Below are 19,857 nucleotides of genomic sequence, written 5' to 3'. Positions count from 1 at the left end.
TGAACAATCCCGTCGCGCTTGGTTCAGTGGCACCAACTAAGGAACAGGAAGACAGGTACGTACATGTCGGTGAAAGCTGTTGTTTTTGACATCGGGAATGTTCTGATCGAATGGCAACCCGAACGCTATTACGACCAGGTCATCGGGGAAGAGCGCCGTCGTGCCATGTTCTCGGAAGTTGACCTGCACGGGATGAACGACCTGGTTGACCAGGGTCATCACTTCACTGACACAATCTATGATTGGGCCGAGAAATACCCGGAATGGCGGGATGAAATCCGCATGTGGCACGACAAGTGGATCGAACTTGCCGCGCCCGAGATCCCCCACTCGGTCCGTCTGCAACGGGCCTTGCGGGCCAAAGGCGTGCCGGTTTTTGCATTGACCAATTTCGGGGTGCAAAATTTCGACTATGCGACGACGGTTTACCCGTTCCTCAACGAGTTCGACAAACAATACGTGTCGGGACGGATGCAGACCGTCAAACCGCATGTTCCGATCTATGAAATGGTCGAAGCGGATTGTGGACTACCGCCCGAGGCGCTTTTGTTCACCGACGACCGACTCGAAAATATCGAAACGGCGCGCGCCCGTGGATGGCAGACGCACCACTTTACCGGCCCACAGGGCTGGGCGGACCGGCTGCTGCAAGAAGGTCTGCTGACGGCCGAAGAGGCGCTATAGCTCAGGCGGTGACGGGCGTTGGGCGGTTTTCGCGGATGGGAAGATGGACGATGGCACTGAACGCCCCAATCGCGACTCCGATCCACCAGACCATGGTGTAGTCGCCGTACTGGTCATACATGCGCCCGCCCAACCAGACGCCCAGGAAACTACCGACCTGGTGGCTGAAAAAGATGATCCCATACAGCGTTCCCATGTAACGCAGTCCGTAGAGATGCGCGACCAGCCCCGAAGTCAGCGGGACGGTGGCAAGCCACAGCGAGCCCATGACCAGCGAAAACACGATGACCGACAGGGGCGTGATCGGGAACACGATGAAGGCCGCCGCCGCAAGTGTGCGCGCCGTATAGACACCTGCCAGAAGGTATTTTTTGGGAAAGTGGTTCCCGGCCCAACCCGCCAGCAGCGTGCCCGCAATATTTGCCAGGCCTATCAATGAAATTGACACGGCCCCCAGTGCTGATGTGGTTGTGATGCCAATAGAATGCAGAACGCCACCGGGTTGTATAGGTCCGCACATCTCGGTCACGAAAGCGGGGAAATGTGCGGTGATGAAGCCAAGCTGATAACCGCAGCTGAAAAAGCCCAGAAAGATCAGCGTATAGGATGGATCGCGGAAAGCCCTGGTCAGGATCTGGCTCATGCTTTCTTCGATCTCTGCTTTACTGGCAACCTGTGGGGCGCGCATGAACGGCAGTGTCAGCACCAGTGCCAAGATCGCTGCGGCGAATACAATGAACACCTGCTGCCAAGGCATAAAGCTTAGCATCCACTCGGCTGTAGGCGCCCCTAGAACCTGACCGAAACTGCCCGCAGCTGTGATAATCGCAAGCGACATGGAGCGGTTTTCGTCCGACGATGCCCGCGCCACCACGGCAAGCACCACGCCAAATCCTGTTCCCGCGATACCGAACCCCACAAGCCATGCGTACATTTGGTGCTCGAACGGAGTGACGGACCAGGCCGATAGAACCATACCCGCCGCGTAGGTCAGAGCCCCTAGAATAATTGCGCGCCTGTCGCCGACCTTTTCGGCGATGGCCCCAAAAATCGGCTGCCCAATGCCCCAGGCCAAATTCTGAATTGCGATTGCCATCGAGAAGTCCGAGCGCAGCCAGCCGAACTCATCTGCGATGGGGATCTGAAACACGCCAAACGATGCGCGCACGGCAAAACTGACGGTGATGATGATACATCCGACGATCAGGATGGGGTTCAGCAAGCGCGTGTGTTGGGGCATTAGGTCCTCGGGCGTTCAAGAACCAGACGTTACCGCGTTTAGGTTGTGCGTCAATTCAGGAGTTTTGCGGTCACGGATCAGCAAAATTGATGCGTCCGAGAAATGGCTGCTTTTCAAAGGGCAAACCGGGCGCTATGCCTCAAAACATGACGGGTTTGATATCGCTTTATGACACGCAGGTGGCCGACGGCACCCTGACCAGAGACGACGCTCAAGAGGCCGTTCTTCCTCATTTCGAACGTATCCGGGCGGCATTGGCCGAACCTGTGAAACGGGGGTTCTTTCGAAAAGCCCCGCCGCCGCCCAAGGGTTTATATCTGTGGGGCGGAGTCGGGCGCGGAAAATCCATGCTGATGGACATGTTCGTCGACTCTTTGGCAGACATCCCCGCCCGCCGAGTGCATTTTCACGCCTTTATGCAGGAAATCCACGCAGGCATGCACAAGGCCCGTAAGGACGGGGTTGAAGACGCGTTGGCTCCGGTGGCCGCCTCGGTGATCAAGTCCGCGCGCGTACTGGCATTTGACGAAATGCAAATCACCGATATCACGGACGCGATGATTGTTGGTCGTCTGTTCGATCTGCTGCATGAAGGTGGCACCGTGGTCGTGACGACATCGAACCGCCATCCGGATGACCTGTACAAGGACGGGCTAAACCGTCAGCTATTTTTGCCCTTCATTGCACATATCAAAAAACAGCTTGAGGTGTGGGAGCTGATCTCACCGACGGATTACCGCCAAAACCGACTGGAAGGCGCACCTGTTTATTTTACGCCCATAGGCCCCGAAGCACGCGAGAGCATTCGCAGCGTCTGGAATGACCTGGCCGGGGGGGCGGCGGAACCGCTGATCCTGCAGGTCAACGGTCGTGCGGTAGAACTGCCAGCTTTCCGAAATGGCGTGGCGCGGGCCAGTTTTTACGACCTTTGTGGAAGGATGCTGGGCCCGGCAGATTATCTTGCCATCGCGGAAGAGGTCAAAGTTCTGGTGCTTGAGGACATCCCGCGCCTGTCACGCAATAATTTTAACGAAGCCAAACGGTTCGTAACGTTGATCGATGCACTGTATGAGGGAAAAGTCCGCTTGATCTGTTCAGCTGCGGCAGAACCCGAGATGCTGTATGTCGAAGGTGAAGGCACGTTTGAGTTTGAGCGTACCGCGTCGCGCCTGCGCGAAATGCAGGATCAGGATTGGGGGCAATAGGGGCGCTGCCCCCGCCGCGCTTTGCGCGACTCCCCGGGATATTTTTGGCCAGATGAAGCTGTGCGGATGTGCGTTCGTCAGCCGTTCTCGCGCAGAATATTACCGGCCAAGTATAGTGATCCACAGATCAGAACCCGCACCTGCGGGTCATTTTCGGTAATGTTTTTCAGGGCCTCGGTCACACTGTCGGCAGTGGATGCTGCTAGCCCAACCCGAGAGGCGGCTTCTGCGGTGTCGTCAGCGCTCAGCGTATTGGCCTCGCCCGGGATAGAGACTGCCGTCAGACTTTGCGCCTGCGCGGCCAGCGGAGCCAGATACCCGGTAACGTCCTTTGTGTTCAACATCCCACAGATCATATGGGTTGGACGTGCAGGCAGCTTCGCCAGTAGATCGGCCAATGCCAGACCTGCGGCGGCGTTGTGACCACCATCCAGCCAAAGCTCGGCCTCGGGGGCCTGTTCGACCAGCGGGCCGGTTTTTAATCGCTGCATACGGGCTGGCCATTCAGCCTTGGTCACCGCAGCCTCATAGGCGTCGTCCCCAAGATCCAGATGACGCAAGACCGCTAGCGCGGCACCGGCATTTTGATACTGATGTGCGCCCAACAGATTTGGCAGCGGTAGATCGCGCAGGCCAGTTTCGTCCTGATAGACGAGCCGCCCGTTTTCTTCGGTGACATGCCAGTGTTGGCCATGCACCAACAAAGGTGCACCCAGACGCGCGGCAGTGTATTCAATGACCTCCAGCGCCTCATCCTTTTGCGGGCCAACGATGCAGGGAACACCGGGTTTGATGATGCCGGCCTTTTCCGCGGCGATCTTGCCCAAGGTATCACCCAGAAATTGCTCATGGTCGATTGAAACCGGCGTGATGACCGTTACCGCTGGGTCGTGAATGACATTGGTCGCATCCAACCGGCCACCCAACCCGACCTCAAGCAACGTGTAGTCCGCCTTGGACCGGGCAAAAGCAAGCAGGGCCGCGCAGGTCGTGATCTCAAAATACGTGATGTTCTCGCCACCGTTGGCGGCATAACATTCGTCAAGAACCGCCGTCAGATCCGGTTCGGAAATCAGTTCACCCGCCAGACGAATACGCTCATGAAACCGGGCCAGGTGGGGCGAGGTATAGGCATGGGCGGACAGCCCTGCCCCTTCCAGACCCGCGCGGATCATGGCTTGGGTCGAGCCTTTGCCGTTGGTTCCGGCGATGTGGATCACCGGGGGCAGTTTGTTTTGCGGATGGTCCAGCGCGGCCAGCAGACGCCAGACACGATCCAAGGTCAGGTCAATGATCTTGGGATGCAGCGCCATCATCCTTTCCAGGATGATGTCCGATGTCTGAAGGGTCATTTGTCTTCCGCGTTTTCAGTCGGGGCTTCTGCCACTGCATCTTCGGGTTCGGGCGCAGGCAGATCGCCTTTGACCGCTGGAGGCTGGTTCATCAACATCCGCGTGATGGTGATCAACTCATCGCGCATTTCGGTCCGCTTGGTCACACGGTCCAACATGCCGTGATCCAAAAGGTATTCCGCGCGTTGGAAGCCTTCGGGCAGCTTTTCCCGGATCGTCTGTTCGATCACGCGTGGACCGGCAAAACAAATCAGCGCATTGGGCTCTGAGATATGGACATCACCCAGCATCGCGTACGAAGCCGTCACACCGCCCGTCGTTGGGTGAGTCAGCACTACGATGTAGGGCAGATTTGCCTCTTTCAGCATTTCCACTGCCACGGTTGTGCGGGGCATCTGCATCAGGCTTAGGATACCTTCCTGCATCCGTGCGCCGCCAGCGGCCGAAAACAGGATCAGCGGGCGCTTTAGCTTCACCGCCTCTTGAGCGGCCGCGATGATCGCGTTGCCGACATACATGCCCATGGATCCGCCCATGAACGAAAAGTCTTGCGCAGCTGCGACAATCGGGGTTCGGCCAATTTCACCCAGGGCGACCAACATCGCCTCTTTCTCGCCCGTTTTCTTTTGGGCGGCTTTCATCCGGTCGGGGTACTTTTTCTGATCGCGGAATTGCAGCGGATCGTCTTTGGGCGCGGGAACCTCGACCTCGGTAAAGATCCCACCATCAAACAGATGATCGAACCGCGCGCGCGGAGTGATCGCCATGTGATGATCGCACTGGGTGCAGACATTCTGGTTTTCTGCCAACTCACGGTGAAACAGCATGGTTCCGCATTCATCGCATTTGTGCCAAAGATTCTCCGGCACTTCTCGGCGCGAGAAGATCGAGTTGATCCGTGGGCGGACGTAGTTTGTAATCCAGTTCATATCGGAACCTTGGCTTGTGCGGCTTTGACGTCAAATAAGACGCTACGGAAAGAAATGCAATCAACGCCTGAGCGCAACCCGCGCTGTTAGCCAACTGACGATCATCACAGCAAAATCCACATACAGCCATTGCCGCAGCGCCCCGGTATCCGACATGTCGTAAGGAAGCAGATACAATGCCAGACCACTTAAGCCATCGGGTAAGGAAACAAACAGCAGAGCGACCATATTGTTGAACAGGTGCAATGCGATAGCAGGCCCCAACGTCCCAGACCGTGCCGTCAGATCCGCCGCCATCAGGCCGAACATCCCGGACCACACAGCAACCAATAGCGCGTTGTCTCCGGCCGCGCCGGGGGCATAGTGACCTGCAGCGAACAAAATCGACGGTACGCCCAACCAAATAACCGGCGATCGGAATCGTGCTGCCAGACTTTGCTGGATGTAACCCCGAAAAAGCACCTCTTCAGCGCTTGTCTGAATCAGCACTGCAAAAAGCGAGAAAGGCAGAAACAACAGCCAGGTCGACAGTGCCAAATTCTGCGTCAGCGTTGCGCCCATGCCATATGGCGGCAAGATGGCCACGACGATCCCAACGATCAGCAATGCCTTAAAAACATTCCAAAATTGCCCAATGCCCTCGCGCCATGGACCACAGATTGACCTCAGAGTTCGATGTTGTAGGCGTTTTGCAGCGATGGACACGCCCAATGTGATGAAGCCAAAGCTTGCCAGTAGCACCAAAAGTGCAACCGGGGATGCGCCGGTCAGCAAACCTTGGGCCCATTCGACGGATCCAAGACCCGCAACCAATCCAAAAAGTAGAAAGTTCAGAAGGATGCCAACCACGCCAACAATCGTCAGCCCGACCAGCAGGCGCCAAAGCTCTGGCCGTGCGCGCGAAGGTGCAACAAGTCGTTCATGCGCTATGTATCTGCCGGGGCGGGCGTCAGGCATTGTCGGCCGTTTCCCGTTTCGGCTCGTCATCATCGAAGATCAATGAGGTTGCATTGGCGGCGTTTAGCCTTTCGGAAATCGTAGTCAGATAGCCGGCAACCGTTTGCAGCAGCTGCATTGCAACACCTGCGTCACTTTCAATAACCGCGCGCAATTCCTCGGCCCCAATGCGCAGGAACGAACAATTCTTGACCGCGACCAAATCAAATTGCCGAATTTCGCCCGTGATAATCGACAAGTCTCCGATCAGACGCCCCGGCTCGATGACCGAGATCGTACGCGCGGTTCCGTTCCCTTCATTCCAGATCAAGTCAGCTTCGCCTGAAATACACAGATAAGCGGCATCTGGCGTTTGCCCTTCGGAGAAGATGATCTGTCCGGCTGCGGCATCGTACCATTGCGCCGAAAACGCCAGAAGGCGTTGGTTGCGACCGTCAATGCCGGAAAACAGCTCGGTCGACGAGATAATCTTGAGCTTACGGCTCAGGTCATCCGTTGAGCTGGCCTCTTCTTCTGGGCGGGTCCGCGAGACGCCGTCAATTCGACCATCCTTGATCTCGACGAACAGATCATAGGCTTCGGGATGGGCAAAGTAATCCTCCATGAAGATCATGATGGAATCCGGCAACAATTCCCGCAGTTTCAGCCGGGTTCTCAGCCTGCTCTCGGAATCATGGCTGGCCAGAGCTTTGTCCAGGATCAACACATCAGGACGCTTGATTCCAGCGCGCGAGAACGCGGCGCGTTCCTGAAATACCGTCGGCAGATTATTCCCACCCAGACCCGAGGGCAGGTCATAGATAATGGCTGCCGCCCGGCGGCGCAGGCCAGCTTCGTTCATGGCTTCGGCGACGACATCTTCGATTTCATCCGTGTGCGCCCCGGCCATCAAAGAAACCCGCCCGAACAGGGCATTTTCCATGACAGTCATGCGTTCAATATATGCATCCGGCGTGACCGGAACGAACATCCCATCCATCGAGGCACGCAGCTGTTCCGCTTGCCCCCTTCGGATGGCCAAGATCTTATCTTTGTACTCGTCTGGAAAATCAGGCCCGATCTGTTCCGCGGTCAGCAGGAACGGAACGGTCAGCAACAAGGCACGCTCGCCCTCGCTGATTGCTTCATCCCCTTTGGCTTTGCGCCGATCCTCGATATCAAGCAGACGGTGGAACATATCCTTGGCCATACCCAGACGAAGGAACAGCGGGTGATCTGCCCCGTCCCGTCCAAACGTCTGGTGCAGTGTTTCCAGCACCGCGCTTGCAATGCTCATGGCGTCATCGTCCAGATCGTGATGGCGCAGCATCCACATGAACCGATCATCGCCCGCCAGAATATCCGGTGAGATATCGCGAGACGGAGCGGCAAACAGCAGGTTGCCCCCCAGCGGAACAGCCGGGTTAAAGCGGTCCGGTTCGAACCGATAGACATACCGCGCCAGGTCTTTTTCTTCCAACCTCTGCGCGACCGTGTCGCGCAGATTTACGATATCACGCGCCAGGGCAGAATGTTGCTCTGGATCGAACTGGGTACGTAATGTCCGGCGGAACATGAACTCGTCGATGCCCATCGCCTCGACCAGCTGGAACCACCAGTTGCGGATATCCTCGATGTCTTCCAACCCTGCCAGGCCGGGATCGATCCACTCATCCGAGAGGGAATCCGGAGGGTTCCCGGCCCGCACCGCTTCGATCTGCCACCGGCTTGGGGCCTTCTTCGCGTCGGGTTCGTGTTGTGGATGGGTTCGCAACGGCATCAAAAGGTTATCGCCCAAAGTCCCATCAAACAGATAGGGTCGCGAATAGGCATAGCCGATCCGCGCTGCAATTACCGTCTGATGGAGTTTTAGCAGATCGTGACCCGCAATTGTGACGCTGCCTTGTACCGGCAAAAGCTCTCGTGTCAGTAGTTGCGCCAACGCGCCGCGCTCGGCGGCGCTTGACGACTGAATAGCAACGCGGGCACCCTTGGGAATGGTCAGATCGATATCTTCAAGGATGGTTTTCCCGTCATCATCGCGCACTGTTACATTGCGCAGCTCGATATCGCCGCTGAGATGCGGAATGGACTCTGGCTCACCCACAAACAGCTCTTCAGGGATCATGTTGTCCGGGGCAAAACGTTCAATCACGATTTCCCAGCGCAAAGACATATCCTGAACCTGGTTGTAATAGGTCAGCAAGTCTTTCCATGGGCCACTAAGGTCCTTGTATGCCCCAAGCGCCGCGACCAACGCACCCACTGTCACCTCACCCGTGATCGCCAGATAGCCACCGACCGAATAGAACAGGAACGGCGTCATCTGAGTGATCAGATTGTTGAGGAACTTCATAAAGAACTTCTTGTTGTAGATCTTGAACCGGATCTCGAACAAGGTTCCCAACCGATGGCTGAATTGTGCCAACCGATAGCGCCAGCCACCATTGGCCCGCAAATCGCTGATGCCCGCCGCGCTTTCGCCAATTTCCGAGCTGAGGTGGCGGACCTGCTGAATTCGTTCCTTGTTCAGCAGGTTGATCTGGCGCTGCAGTTTTGGGATCAGCCATGCCTGCAACGGAATCAACGCGATGCTGGCCAGACCGAACCAAACGCTTTGCATGAACAGAAAGGTGACAATGGTCATCATCTGACCAAACTGGAACACCGGCTGGGCAATCGCATCACCCATCAGGCCGCCCATCGGTTCGGCCTCAGAGGTGATCATTGAAACAAGTTCACCTTGGCTGGTCGTGGCAAAATACGATTTCGGGAATCGCATCGCGCGGTGAATCAGCGTGAACCGAAGCCGGCGCAGCATACGCTCGGCCAATATGCCCTTCATCGTGTTGATGCGCATCTTCATCAAGCCGCTGGCTATTACAGTGGCCAAAAATGCAAAACAGAGGATTAGCAGATATTGGACCTGCGTGAAGGTGAACCCAAAAAGTGTAACGCTATCGTTGGGCGCACCAATTGCGTCGTTGATGATCTGTTTTGGCAGCTCGAGCGAGGCGTAGAGAAACGGAAACGACAATACCGTCAGAAACAACAGCACAAGCTGCTGCTTTTTCGAGTGTTTCCAGATGAACGAAAATAGTGTGGGTTCCATGCCCCGGCCTTGCCTCAAAGAATTTAGTACGTGGTTTTTCGGATAATCCAAAGCAATCAGGTGCCGGACGGTACGCACAGTCCCAGATGATTGCAAGAACGGCGATGGGGGCCTTAGCAGACACAACCAAAACCGCCCAGTCACAACCACGTTAGTGTCGGATAGTTTTATACGGATTTCACCAATTCGGCCTTATCCTCGCCGTTGTCTTTGACTAAAGAAGGTCAAGTTCAGACGATGGGATCATGGGCAAACTTCTGGAGCGATATCTACACCGCAAAACTATTGCGCGTTGGCAACGGGCCGTTCAAGACGCGGCCGGGGCCACGAACCCCCAATTGCGTCAACAGCGCGACGAGGCGCGCAAACTGCGTGCGCAATTGGACCGTTTGCTACGGGAAGCAAACGAAAGACTGACGCTGCCCCTGATTGGATCAAAGCAATTCCCCAAGCCGCTAGGTACTGACTGGTGCTGGCGACCTGATTTGTGGCGGGGTCCCTTGCCCCGGCCTGGTCTCGCCTCAATCCCGCGTAAGGTCGAGTTGGATCAACAGGTAAAGATATTCCATGACTGCGCTCTATCCGAGATCAGTGTGCGACAGGCACGAAACATGGACGAAAAGGACCTGGCCGCTTTTGGACTTGGCGTCGAAGTATTTGGCTTTGCGGGGTCATTCCTTTCCGTGTCGCTGGATTTGCCGCCTGAGGCTGTGCAAGGCCTGACGCGGCAGCACTTGATGCGGGTCGATGCCCAGATTGAAACAGAACGTCCGCTGGACGTGACCGCGCGACTGAATATTCAGCACGGCCCAAACACCGATTCCGTTCCACGGTCTCTAGATTTGTCGACAAGTTCGAATGTTCTGGATTTCGATCTTGCCAATTTGCCGCTGAACGAACGGCGTATAGACAAGATCTGGCTGGATCTGGTTCTGACCAATCCGGCGATGAACCGCATAGTTCTGCGGGACCTGACCCTTTGTCGCCACCACCGCGCCGACATGTGAGAGCATTGGCCATGACACAACCAACCTTGACCCCAACCCTGTTCGAAAACGGCATCTGGCGCGGGTACCTGCAGGCCGACACTGAACCGCACGTCGAAGTCCGTTACATGGGGCAGGCGCTGGAGGGTGTACTCATGACCGCCACTGATGGTGGTTGGGAGCTGAGTGTGCCGGTGCCATCAACCGCGATTGCCGACGGGGTGCATTGCTTTGTAATAGCCGATTCAAACACATCACAGAAGATCGGTGAATTCACAATCATTGCGGGTGCATCAGCCGCGGATGATTTGCGGACCGAAATCGCTTTGTTGCGGGGAGAACTGGACTTGTTGAAACGGGCATTTAGACGGTCTCAGGCACCTTCGGACTGATCCGGGTTTTCTTCGTTTCCAAGGCTTTGTCTATCTTTCAGGCGAAATCCGTGCATCATAAATGTCATCCGAAGCAACCCGGGTGCGAAAATGGACCGCAGCAGTATCGTCAAGGTCATCGCTCTGATGGTGACAGGGTTCGGGATCGGTATCGACTTTACCGGCGCTCTTATTCTTGTCCCAGCCATCGAAAACAGCTTTGACGCTGATATTACCAGCACCCAGTGGGTTCTGAACATCTACGCCTTGTTTTTTGCCATGACCATGGTCGCCGGGGGGCGCATGGGGGACATGTTCGGGCATCGCAAGATGATGATCATCGGGCTGGCAATCTTTCTATTTGCGTCCGTCATGTGCTTTGTCTCTCCCAGTCTCGATTTCCTGATCGCCGCGCGTGCTTTGCAGGGGATTGGTTCGGGTTGCGTCTGGCCTTGCACGCTTGCTTTTGGCGCCACCAAAGTCTCGCGCCCCGAACACCGCGCCATGATCATGGGTATGATCCTCGCCGGTGTGACCAGCGGCAATGTCTTTGGTCCTCTCATAAGCGGCGCCGCAGTCAGCTTTGGCGACTGGCGCTTGTTCTTTCTTGCAAACGTGTTGTTTTCGACCATTTCGATGGTTACGGCCCTGATCCTTATGGAGCGTGAAACTCAACACAAACAGGGCGAACATATCGATTTCGCCGGAATAGGTATTCTTTCGTTTGCCGTTCTTTTGCTGCTTTACGGGCTGGACATCGGTGCGGACTGGGGCTGGACGTCTGTCCCGCTTCTGATGTTGTTTTTCGTCAGCGCCGCGCTGTTCTTCTTTTTCCCACAGGTCGAGAAGCGCGTGAAAGAGCCTCTTTTACTGCCCCAAATGATGCAGAACCGCGAGTTTAGGATCACGCTGGGCCTGAACATGTTCAACGTGTCGGCGGCCTTTGTCGGGCTGCTGTACTTCCCTCAATACATGCAAAAGGTCCTTGGGTGGTCCGTGTTTGAGTCGGCAATTGGGCTTGCCCCGCTAACACTCCTACTGGCCGTCGGCTCGATTGTTTCGGGTACTCTTTACAATGATTTCGGGCCAAAGCGCCTGCTGTTCTGGGGGTATTTGATCGCAACGACCGGCGCTCTCAGCATTATTATCTTGCCGGCGGGGATGGGATATTTTCAGATTTTGCCCGGCATGGCGATGATCGGGCTGGGCGCAACACTGACGGTTGGGCCATCAGGCACTGCAGCCGTGTGCGCCGTCAAACCTGAACGCGCTGGACTTGTCGGCGGGCTGAGCTTTATGACCCATCTGGTATACGGCGCTATATCCGTCGCCTTCGCGACCGCAATAATGTATGTCGTCAGCCTGTCCAGCCTCAGCAAACAGCTGGTTGCGGATGGGATCAACATGTCTGTAACCGACCAAAAGGCGATCAACGGTGGAACGCTTTCGACCGGTACGGCCCGCGCTATCATGGAAAAGCTAAGCTCGGCAGAAGCCGAAAAGGTCAAATCCGCCATCGCCGTCGCATTCGATGCAGGTATGAACATGGCCTTTATTTTTGCGGCCATCTCGGTCTCGATAGGCATTGTTCTGGCGATGATGCTTGACGAAGAAAAGCTGCACAAGGTTGAGGGCTGATCCCGGCCTTTGCAGAAAGGGCCGCCAGTATCGGCGGCCCTGTTTGTCTTACTGAGACGGTCCGTTGGGATTGAACGCCGACAAACCTTTGAGGATGTCGATGGCGTAGGCCAGCTGATAATCCTCTTCCCGCAATTCAGCCGTGGCTTCGGCTTTGGCGCGGTCTTCTTCGATCTGACGAATTTCATCTTCGCTGAGGCTGTCATTGTTCAGGCTACCGCGCAGATCAGCTTCGGACCGCGTGCGGGCGTTGGCTTCCTCTTCCTCGGCATCCGGCGCAGGGCGCGGCTGCTCGACGATGATGTCAGGGCTGACGCCAAGCGCCTGAATCGACCTACCCGAGGGCGTGTAATAGCGCGAGGTTGTCAGGCGCATCGCGCCATCGCCACGCAAGGGCATAACCGTTTGCACGGATCCTTTGCCAAAGCTCTTGGTGCCGACAACGATCGCGCGACGGTGGTCTTGCAGCGCGCCGGCCACGATTTCCGACGCAGAGGCGGAACCGCCATTAATCAGGACAACGATTGGTTTACCTTCGGCCAGATCACCCGCTGTTGCATTGAAACGCTCACCGTCGCTTGGGTCACGACCACGGGTGGACACGATCTCGCCTTCGTTCAGGAACGCGTCCGAAACTTTGATCGCCTGGGTCAGCAGCCCGCCGGGATTGTTCCGCAGGTCAAGAACAAAGCCATTGACCTTGTCCAGACCACCAGCTTCTTCGATCTGTTCATTCAGGCCTTCCTGCAGGTTCGGGAAAGTCTGGTCGTTGAAAGTGGTGACGCGCAGAACAACGCTGGTACCTTCGGTTCGGGCTCGCACGGCTGTTAGCTTGATGGTGTCCCGGATGATGGTGATATCAAACGGCTCTTGCTCGCCCTCACGAACGACGGTGATCACGATTTCCGACCCGACCGGGCCACGCATCAGATCGACGGCCTTGTCCAATGTCAGGCCAAGGATGCTTTCCCCATCGACATGAGTGATGAAATCACCCGCTTCGATCCCCGCCTCATCTGCCGGGGTATCGTCGATCGGCGAGACAACTTTGACATAGCCTTCCTCTTGCGTGACCTCGATGCCCAATCCACCGAATTCGCCACGTGTCTGCACGCGCATCTGCTCAGCATCATCTGGCGAAAGGTAGCTGGAATGCGGATCAAGCGACGTGAGCATACCGTCGATGGCCGCTTCGATCAGCTCTTCCGGCTCCACGTCTTCGACATACTGGGCGCGGATACGTTCAAAAATATCCCCGAACAGATCCAGTTGCTCGTACACGCTGGCCTTCCGGTCAGCCTCTTGCGCCAGCAAAGGACCAGCAATTTGTGTAGTTGCGATTACACCTGCCACGGTTCCGGCCAGACCGGCCATCAGAAATTTCTTCATACTCGTTTATCCATCCTTGTCGGTCCGAAACCATGATTCCGGGTCCACGGGGCTATTATTCTGTCTTACCTCTATATAGAGCGTTTCTGACCGGCCAGTTCCAGTGCCATCACTGCTTGTTGACAAAATTGCGCCGATTTCGGGCGATTCACCCGGCATCAAACCCACCGGAGTGCCTTCGGGGATCACCTCGCCCATGTCTCCGTAAACGTCTTGCAGCCCGGCGAACACGAACAACAAGCCCGGTTGCGGCTCGAGGATCATGACGTTCCCAAGCTCCAGCAATGGTCCACGGTACCGGATCGTTGCCGCAGTCGGCGCTGTAACAATTGCCCGAGGACGGGTGGCCAGAACCACACCGGGGCGCGTCACACCAGCCGCGTCAGTCTCATCCGCGCGGTGCAAAACTACGCCTTGGGTCGGCAATTCAATCCGCCCCTTGCGGTCAGAGACATCCGCATCTGTTTCGGCAATTTCTCCTTCCGAGATTTCGGACAATCCACTGGCAAAGCCGTCCAACGTCTCGGTTGATGAAATCAGGATGGCCGTGCGAACCGGATCTTCGACAAAGCGACGGGGCAAATCCGTGCGGTCAGCGATGGCCTCACTGAGGCTGGTGCGCGCGTTTTGCACACCGGTTAACCCTTCGACCAGAGTGTCTGCAGCACTTTGCTGAAGTTTCCGAAGGGTCTGGACCTCTTGCAGATCATGGGCCAGTGCCTGCGCGCGTGCGTTCAGTCCGGGAGTAACTTCGGACAGCATCATGCCTGCCCGTGCGGAACCTAGGGGCCCGGACGGGTGCAGCATCAGAACGGGTGGTGCCGTGGTCTCAATGGTCTGCAATACACCCAGCAGCTGCGCGACCTCCTGTTCCCGCGACCGCAATTCTGCTGTCAGCTGTGCCTCGCGGGTCGCTGCCATGCGCAACCCGTCCCGCATCGCTGAAAGCCCGGCCTCATAAGCCTGGATAGTTTCAGTCAGGGCGCGCACGCGATCGCGGGCCCCGTCGGCTTCGGTCAGGTTGATCGAGGCCTGTTCCAGCATGCGCGCCGCATTCAAGGCCGCCGTGGACGGATCATTCTGCGCGCTGGCAGGCGACGCAAAACACATCGCAAAGATAAGCGCGCGCATCCTCATGACAGTAGGCTCTTCCCCGTCATCTCGGGCGGTTGCTCAAGACCCATCAGGTCTAGCAGCGTCGGGGCCAGATCGGAAAGGCGGCCGCTTCGCAGAGAGACACCTTTTGGCCCACCGACCAGCGCCACGGGAACCGGGTTCAGAGTATGCGCGGTGTGCGGCCCGCCGGTTTCGGGGTCAACCATGACCTCGCAATTGCCGTGATCCGCAGTGACGATCATCGCGCCACCGACCTTGTTCAGCGCCGCGACAACCTGCGACAAGCCCTGATCGACGGCCTCACATGCCTTGATTGCGGCCTGCAGATCACCCGTGTGACCAACCATGTCGGGGTTGGCATAATTGGTGATGATCAGGTCATAGTTTGCCTCGATCGCCTCGACAAACGTCGCCGTCACTTCGGCCGAAGACATCTCGGGCTGCAGGTCGTAGGTGGCCACTTTAGGCGATTTCGGCATAAACCGGTCTTCGCCTTCCTCGGGCGTTTCCTTGCCGCCATTGAGGAAGAATGTGACATGGGGGTATTTTTCGGTCTCGGCCAGACGGAACTGACGCAACCCCTTCTTGGCAACCCACTCACCCAATGTGTTCACGATTTTCCGCTTGGGGAATACGGTTGTCATATAGGCATTGTGACCGTCGGAATATTCGACCATTCCCAACAGGGCGGAAAGCTGCGGGCGCGGTCCGGTATCGAAGTCCGAAAAGCCCGGTTCGCCAATCGCGCGCAAGATTTCACGGGCGCGGTCCGCTCGGAAATTCAGGCAGAAAAACCCGTCACCATCCTGAATGCCGTCGTAACCTTCCAGAACAGTGGGAGCGATGAACTCATCGGTTTCAGACTGGTTATATGCGTGATCCACAGCGCCATGCGCGGTTGTGGCTGCCCGACCCTGGCTTTTGACCATCGCATCATAAGCCTCGCTGACGCGTTCCCAGCGGTTGTCCCGATCCATTGCAAAATACCGCCCGCAAACCGTGACGATATGCGCCCCGTCGGGCAAACGATCTTCAAGCTCTGACAGGTAGGTAAATGCCGATTTCGGAGCGACGTCGCGCCCGTCCGTCATGGCGTGCAACGCCACCGGAACGCCCGCATCGGTGATCGCCTTGGCAGCAGCGACGATGTGGTTCAAATGACCGTGGACACCACCGTCCGAGACCAAACCCATCAGATGCGCCGTTCCACCTGCTGCCTTCACCTTTGCGATGAAGGTCTGCAATGCGGCATTGTCGAAAAAGCTGCCGTCTTCAATCGCCAGGTCAATCTGCCCCAGATCCATCGCAACAACGCGGCCCGCCCCGATATTGGTGTGACCTACCTCGGAATTGCCCATCTGGCCGCTGGGCAAGCCTGCATCCGGGCCATGTGTAATTATGGTTGCGTGCGGCCCATTGGTCATGACCGCATCAAAGGTCGGAGTATCTGCAAGAAATGGCGCGTTAGACCGAGTGTCTTCGGACAGGCCCCAACCATCAAGAATGCACAGGACGACGGGTTTGGGGGCGGTCATTGCGGCTCTCCGGATTTCTGCTCTGGTCGGTCTTGTATCGCCTGCCCTCGGGCAATTGAACCTTATTTTGTGCGCGGTTGTGCAGATTTAATACTTAGTCCGCTCAACCCTTGTTTATCAAATCCGTATACGGACGCGCCGTGCGACCGCGATACTTAACGGTCAGGTCCAGCGGCGCATCGTTTTCATCATAGACCCCGACCACGATCCCCCTGCCCCGGCTTTTGCTCCGCATCTCAATCAGCTGTTGTTCCGACCGAGTCGTGCGCTGCGACTGGCGGCGTGTCCAAACGAACAGGTGGTCGTACATTTTGGCAGTAATATCGGCGTGATCGGGACTGTTCCCCAGATCGACAAGCTCGTTAGGGTCATTTTCCAGATCAAACAGGATAGGCCGATGGCCGCCTTCGCAGTGGATCAGCTTCCATTTTTTGTTGGCCGCCATGAACATGACTGCGTCCCGGACAGAGGCATTCAGCATGTCTGCAATTGGTGATGCAGAGTAATCGTACTCACAAATCACCACATCGCGGGGTGTTTCGTTCTGCTGCCCATGCAGGATCGGAAGCAAGGAGTGCCCTTCAAGGATATGCCCTGCGATCTCACCGCCCGCCACATCCACAAATGTCGGAGCAAGGTCGATGGATTCGACCAGTGCATCGCTGACGGTGCTACGCGTTCCGTCTGCTTCGGGTGAAGGGTCATAGATGATCAGTGGCACCTTGGTTGATGCGTCCTGAAAGAACGTTTTCTCGCCCATCCAGTGATCGCCCAGAAAATCGCCGTGATCGGATGTCAGCACGATCATCGTGTCCTCCATCCGGCCGGTTTTCTCCATCCATTCAAACAGGCGACCCATCTGGTCATCGGCCTGCTTGATCAGTCCCATATAGGCCGGGATCACCGCATCCCGCGCATCCTGCCGCGAGAAAGTTTGCCCGACTTTAGTACCCATGAATGCCTTGAGCACCGGATGCGCATTCTGACGTTCCGCGTCGGAGCGCACGACCGGCAGAATATGTTCCGGCCCGTACATCGAGGCATAAGGTTCCGGCACGATGTATGGCCAATGCGGCTTGATAAAGCTCAGATGGCAGCACCACGGGCCATCATGGGCCTCCATGAATTCGATGCCACGTCCGGTCAGATAAGGGGTTTCGCTGTCCTCTTCCGCTATGTTGGCCGCCTCGGTCGAGTTCTTCAAAAACCAGCCGGACAGGACATTGCCGTCCTCATCCAGACCCGAATTGGCAAAGTCGTGCCAGGGATTGTCACTCTCATACCCTTTTGCAGCCAGATGCTTGTTGTATTCCTTCGCACCATCGGGATCATAAAAACCGTCGAGCCCTTCGGGCAGCATACCGTCATCGCGTTCATATACATCAAACCCGCATTCCGCGACGCGCGCGCCAATCAGACTGTCGGGCTCCAACCCCAGCCGCTCCATGCCTTCCGCATCTGCGCGCATATGGGTCTTGCCGACCAACCAGCAGTCCATGCCTGCCTTGCGCAGGTGATCCCCCATCGTGATTTCACCAACTTTCAGCGGAATGCCATTCCATGAGGCACCGTGTGAATGTACGTAGCGGCCGGTATAAGTCGACATGCGCGAGCTGCCGCAAATAGGGGACTGGATATAGGCCCGGTCAAAGCGCACACCCTTGGATGCCAGCCGGTCAATGTTGGGGGTCTGCAAATGCGGATGCCCGTAACAGCTGAGATAATCCCAGCGCAACTGATCGAACATGATAAACAGGATGTTTTTGGCTTTGGCCAAACCCGCGCCCTCCCCCAAGATGTCTCAGGGGTCTATTTAGCCATTTCCAACACTATAGCGAAGCGCAATCTGGGCTTAAGCCTGACGCTCCATCTGCTCAAGCATCTTTTTGGCGCGTTTACACTGCAACTGATCGCGTAGGGGCGAGTCCGGGTCGACATCCTTTTGGCAGACCACGCACTTGTCCGCGCCTGAAATCGCATTCAGACCACCACAGCTACCTTTGATCGTCTTGCCCATCAGCATGACACCCAGCGACATGCCAACTACGATGATCAAAAGCAGAAAAAAAGCTATGATAAAGGTGCTCATCCCGGTTCCTACCTGTCAGTTGGTGCCTAGTGCGTCTTTGAACGCAGTGCTGTGAACCGTAATATAGGCATCGTCACCGCCTGTCACATCCCGCGAGATGAAATACACGGCAAGTTTATGTTCTTCGGCCAGTTCCAGGCCCTTATCCTGACCCAGCGCCAGCATTGCCGTCGCCCAGGCATCCGCCATCATCGCATTTTCGGCCAGAACCGTGACCGAGGTCGTGCGATGCGTGATCGGACGACCTGTTGTTGGGTCGATGATATGCGAATACCGCACGCCGTCCTGTTCAAAGAAATTCTTGTAGTCGCCAGAGGTTGCCATCCCGAGGTTGTCCAGCTCAACTACCAACTGCAGATTTTGGGCCCCCGCTTCGGGCTTTTCGATCCCGATCCGCCAGGCCTCACCTTTATCGTTCTGGCCCATGGTGACCAAATCACCGCCGATCTCGACCATATAGTTTTCGATCCCAGCGTCGCGCAGCGTCGCAGCCACCGCGTCGATGCCATATCCTTTGGCAATTGCTGACAGGTTGATGCCCACGTCAGCATCTGATTTGGCCAAAGTTCCGTTGTCGCTGTCCAACGTCAGCAGGCGTTCCTGCCCAACGCTCTGCAGCGCCGCCTGAATCTCGGCATCTGATGGCACCGGATCTTCTGGCTTGCGCGGACCAAAGCCCCACAGTTCGATCAGCGGGCCAAGCGTTACGTCGAACGTGCCGCCCGATTTATCGTGCACGTCATTCGCTGCTCCTATGACCAGCGCAAATTCTTCGGAAACCTCGGTGGGTTCCGTGCTGGACGACGCCGAAAATGTCGAAACCTCTGAGTTGGGGTCCCAGTTGGACATCTTGGCGTTCACGTCTGCCAGCGTCTCTTCGACGGCAGAGCCCAATGCAGTCTCATCCACATCCGTGCCGATAGCGGTGATGTTGAATGTGGTACCCATGGTCTCACCGGACAGGCGCACAACCTCGGGTTCTTTGTCAAAGAGACATCCGGAAACAAGTGTTGCAACAGCCAGAACAGGCAAAAGGCGCATCGAGAGACCTCCAGAGGAAAACCGTGCCCGGCATATGCCAGCGGCCCCTTGCAGAGTCAAACCGACTTCACAGCTTTAGCGGCAGGAAGCCCAACATAAGCAGCCCGATGCCGGCAGGCACACCAAATAGCCAAGCTTTCTTTTGCCAGCCGACAGCCTGCTGTTTCCAAGCCATTCTAAAGTTATGCCCGCACACGACTACGGCAAAGAAAATCAGCACTGCGACGGGCGGGG

At 56.6% G+C, this 19,857-nt stretch carries 16 protein-coding genes; 5 read left to right on the top strand and 11 right to left on the bottom strand.

Annotated features, from left to right (window positions below; genetic code table 11):
• Positions 1 to 63 precede the first annotated feature (63 nt).
• Positions 64 to 684 carry an HAD family hydrolase gene (locus QMP16_RS08860; RefSeq protein WP_282152065.1) on the top strand — a complete coding sequence of 207 codons (621 nt, stop codon included), beginning with the start codon at positions 64 to 66 and terminating at the stop codon, positions 682 to 684.
• A gap of 1 nt (position 685) precedes the next feature.
• Here the strand turns inward: QMP16_RS08860 and QMP16_RS08855 are convergent, their stop codons facing one another.
• Positions 686 to 1,924, bottom strand: coding sequence for an MFS transporter (locus QMP16_RS08855; protein ID WP_282152064.1), 1,239 nt, complete (start codon positions 1,922 to 1,924; stop codon positions 686 to 688).
• A gap of 146 nt (positions 1,925 to 2,070) precedes the next feature.
• On the opposite strand from QMP16_RS08855, the gene zapE reads away from it, so the two are divergent.
• Complete coding sequence (gene zapE, locus QMP16_RS08850) at positions 2,071 to 3,129, top strand: cell division protein ZapE (RefSeq protein WP_282152063.1); 1,059 nt, start codon at positions 2,071 to 2,073, stop codon at positions 3,127 to 3,129.
• Positions 3,130 to 3,206: 77 nt separating this feature from the next.
• Here the strand turns inward: zapE and QMP16_RS08845 are convergent, their stop codons facing one another.
• From QMP16_RS08845 to QMP16_RS08830, 4 genes are read right to left on the bottom strand one after another with little or no spacing between them, the layout of a single operon-like run.
• Positions 3,207 to 4,481, bottom strand: coding sequence for a bifunctional folylpolyglutamate synthase/dihydrofolate synthase (locus QMP16_RS08845; RefSeq protein WP_282152062.1), 1,275 nt, complete (start codon positions 4,479 to 4,481; stop codon positions 3,207 to 3,209).
• On the bottom strand, positions 4,478 to 5,410 hold the full coding sequence (gene accD / locus QMP16_RS08840; protein ID WP_282152061.1) for an acetyl-CoA carboxylase, carboxyltransferase subunit beta: 933 nt from the start codon (positions 5,408 to 5,410) through the stop codon (positions 4,478 to 4,480). Before accD ends, QMP16_RS08845 begins: the two co-directional genes overlap by 4 nt.
• Before the next feature lie 60 nt (positions 5,411 to 5,470).
• Complete coding sequence (locus QMP16_RS08835) at positions 5,471 to 6,367, bottom strand: CPBP family intramembrane glutamic endopeptidase (RefSeq protein ID WP_282152060.1); 897 nt, start codon at positions 6,365 to 6,367, stop codon at positions 5,471 to 5,473.
• Positions 6,360 to 9,458 carry an ABC transporter transmembrane domain-containing protein gene (locus tag QMP16_RS08830; RefSeq protein WP_282152059.1) on the bottom strand — a complete coding sequence of 1,033 codons (3,099 nt, stop codon included), beginning with the start codon at positions 9,456 to 9,458 and terminating at the stop codon, positions 6,360 to 6,362. The genes QMP16_RS08835 and QMP16_RS08830 overlap by 8 nt, the downstream gene beginning before the upstream one ends.
• Positions 9,459 to 9,703: 245 nt before the next feature.
• Between QMP16_RS08830 and QMP16_RS08825 the strand changes: the two genes are divergently transcribed.
• From QMP16_RS08825 to QMP16_RS08815, 3 genes are all read left to right on the top strand, one after another.
• A complete protein-coding gene (locus QMP16_RS08825; protein WP_282119420.1) occupies positions 9,704 to 10,465 on the top strand; it encodes a DUF6478 family protein in 762 nt (253 codons plus the stop codon).
• An 11-nt stretch (positions 10,466 to 10,476) separates the two neighbouring features.
• Positions 10,477 to 10,836 carry a hypothetical protein gene (locus tag QMP16_RS08820; RefSeq protein ID WP_282152058.1) on the top strand — a complete coding sequence of 120 codons (360 nt, stop codon included), beginning with the start codon at positions 10,477 to 10,479 and terminating at the stop codon, positions 10,834 to 10,836.
• Between the two features lie 90 nt (positions 10,837 to 10,926).
• Positions 10,927 to 12,453 (top strand): MFS transporter, encoded by a 1,527-nt coding sequence (locus QMP16_RS08815; RefSeq protein WP_282152057.1) that lies wholly within the window; start codon positions 10,927 to 10,929, stop codon positions 12,451 to 12,453.
• A gap of 48 nt (positions 12,454 to 12,501) precedes the next feature.
• On the opposite strand, the gene QMP16_RS08810 is transcribed toward QMP16_RS08815, so the two are convergent.
• The 6 genes from QMP16_RS08810 to QMP16_RS08785 form a co-directional block, all read right to left on the bottom strand.
• Positions 12,502 to 13,842 (bottom strand): S41 family peptidase, encoded by a 1,341-nt coding sequence (locus tag QMP16_RS08810; protein WP_058277149.1) that lies wholly within the window; start codon positions 13,840 to 13,842, stop codon positions 12,502 to 12,504.
• A gap of 6 nt (positions 13,843 to 13,848) precedes the next feature.
• On the bottom strand, positions 13,849 to 14,979 hold the full coding sequence (locus QMP16_RS08805; RefSeq protein WP_282119417.1) for a murein hydrolase activator EnvC family protein: 1,131 nt from the start codon (positions 14,977 to 14,979) through the stop codon (positions 13,849 to 13,851).
• The gene (gpmI, locus tag QMP16_RS08800; RefSeq protein ID WP_282152056.1) at positions 14,976 to 16,493 is read right to left on the bottom strand and encodes a 2,3-bisphosphoglycerate-independent phosphoglycerate mutase; all 1,518 of its coding nucleotides are present in this window, start codon (positions 16,491 to 16,493) and stop codon (positions 14,976 to 14,978) included. Before gpmI ends, QMP16_RS08805 begins: the two co-directional genes overlap by 4 nt.
• A gap of 103 nt (positions 16,494 to 16,596) precedes the next feature.
• Complete coding sequence (locus QMP16_RS08795) at positions 16,597 to 18,270, bottom strand: sulfatase-like hydrolase/transferase (protein ID WP_282152055.1); 1,674 nt, start codon at positions 18,268 to 18,270, stop codon at positions 16,597 to 16,599.
• Positions 18,271 to 18,345: 75 nt separating this feature from the next.
• Positions 18,346 to 18,582, bottom strand: coding sequence for a (Na+)-NQR maturation NqrM (gene nqrM, locus QMP16_RS08790; RefSeq protein WP_058277146.1), 237 nt, complete (start codon positions 18,580 to 18,582; stop codon positions 18,346 to 18,348).
• 15 nt (positions 18,583 to 18,597) lie between these two features.
• The gene (locus tag QMP16_RS08785) at positions 18,598 to 19,623 is read right to left on the bottom strand and encodes an FAD:protein FMN transferase (protein ID WP_282152054.1); all 1,026 of its coding nucleotides are present in this window, start codon (positions 19,621 to 19,623) and stop codon (positions 18,598 to 18,600) included.
• Positions 19,624 to 19,857 lie beyond the last annotated feature (234 nt).

The sequence above is a fragment of the Ruegeria atlantica genome (genome assembly GCF_947495585.1).
In the GTDB taxonomy this organism is placed as follows: domain Bacteria; phylum Pseudomonadota; class Alphaproteobacteria; order Rhodobacterales; family Rhodobacteraceae; genus Ruegeria; species Ruegeria atlantica_G.
Note: the sequence above shows the minus strand (reverse complement) of the source record. Positions and strands in the feature narration are given on the sequence as shown.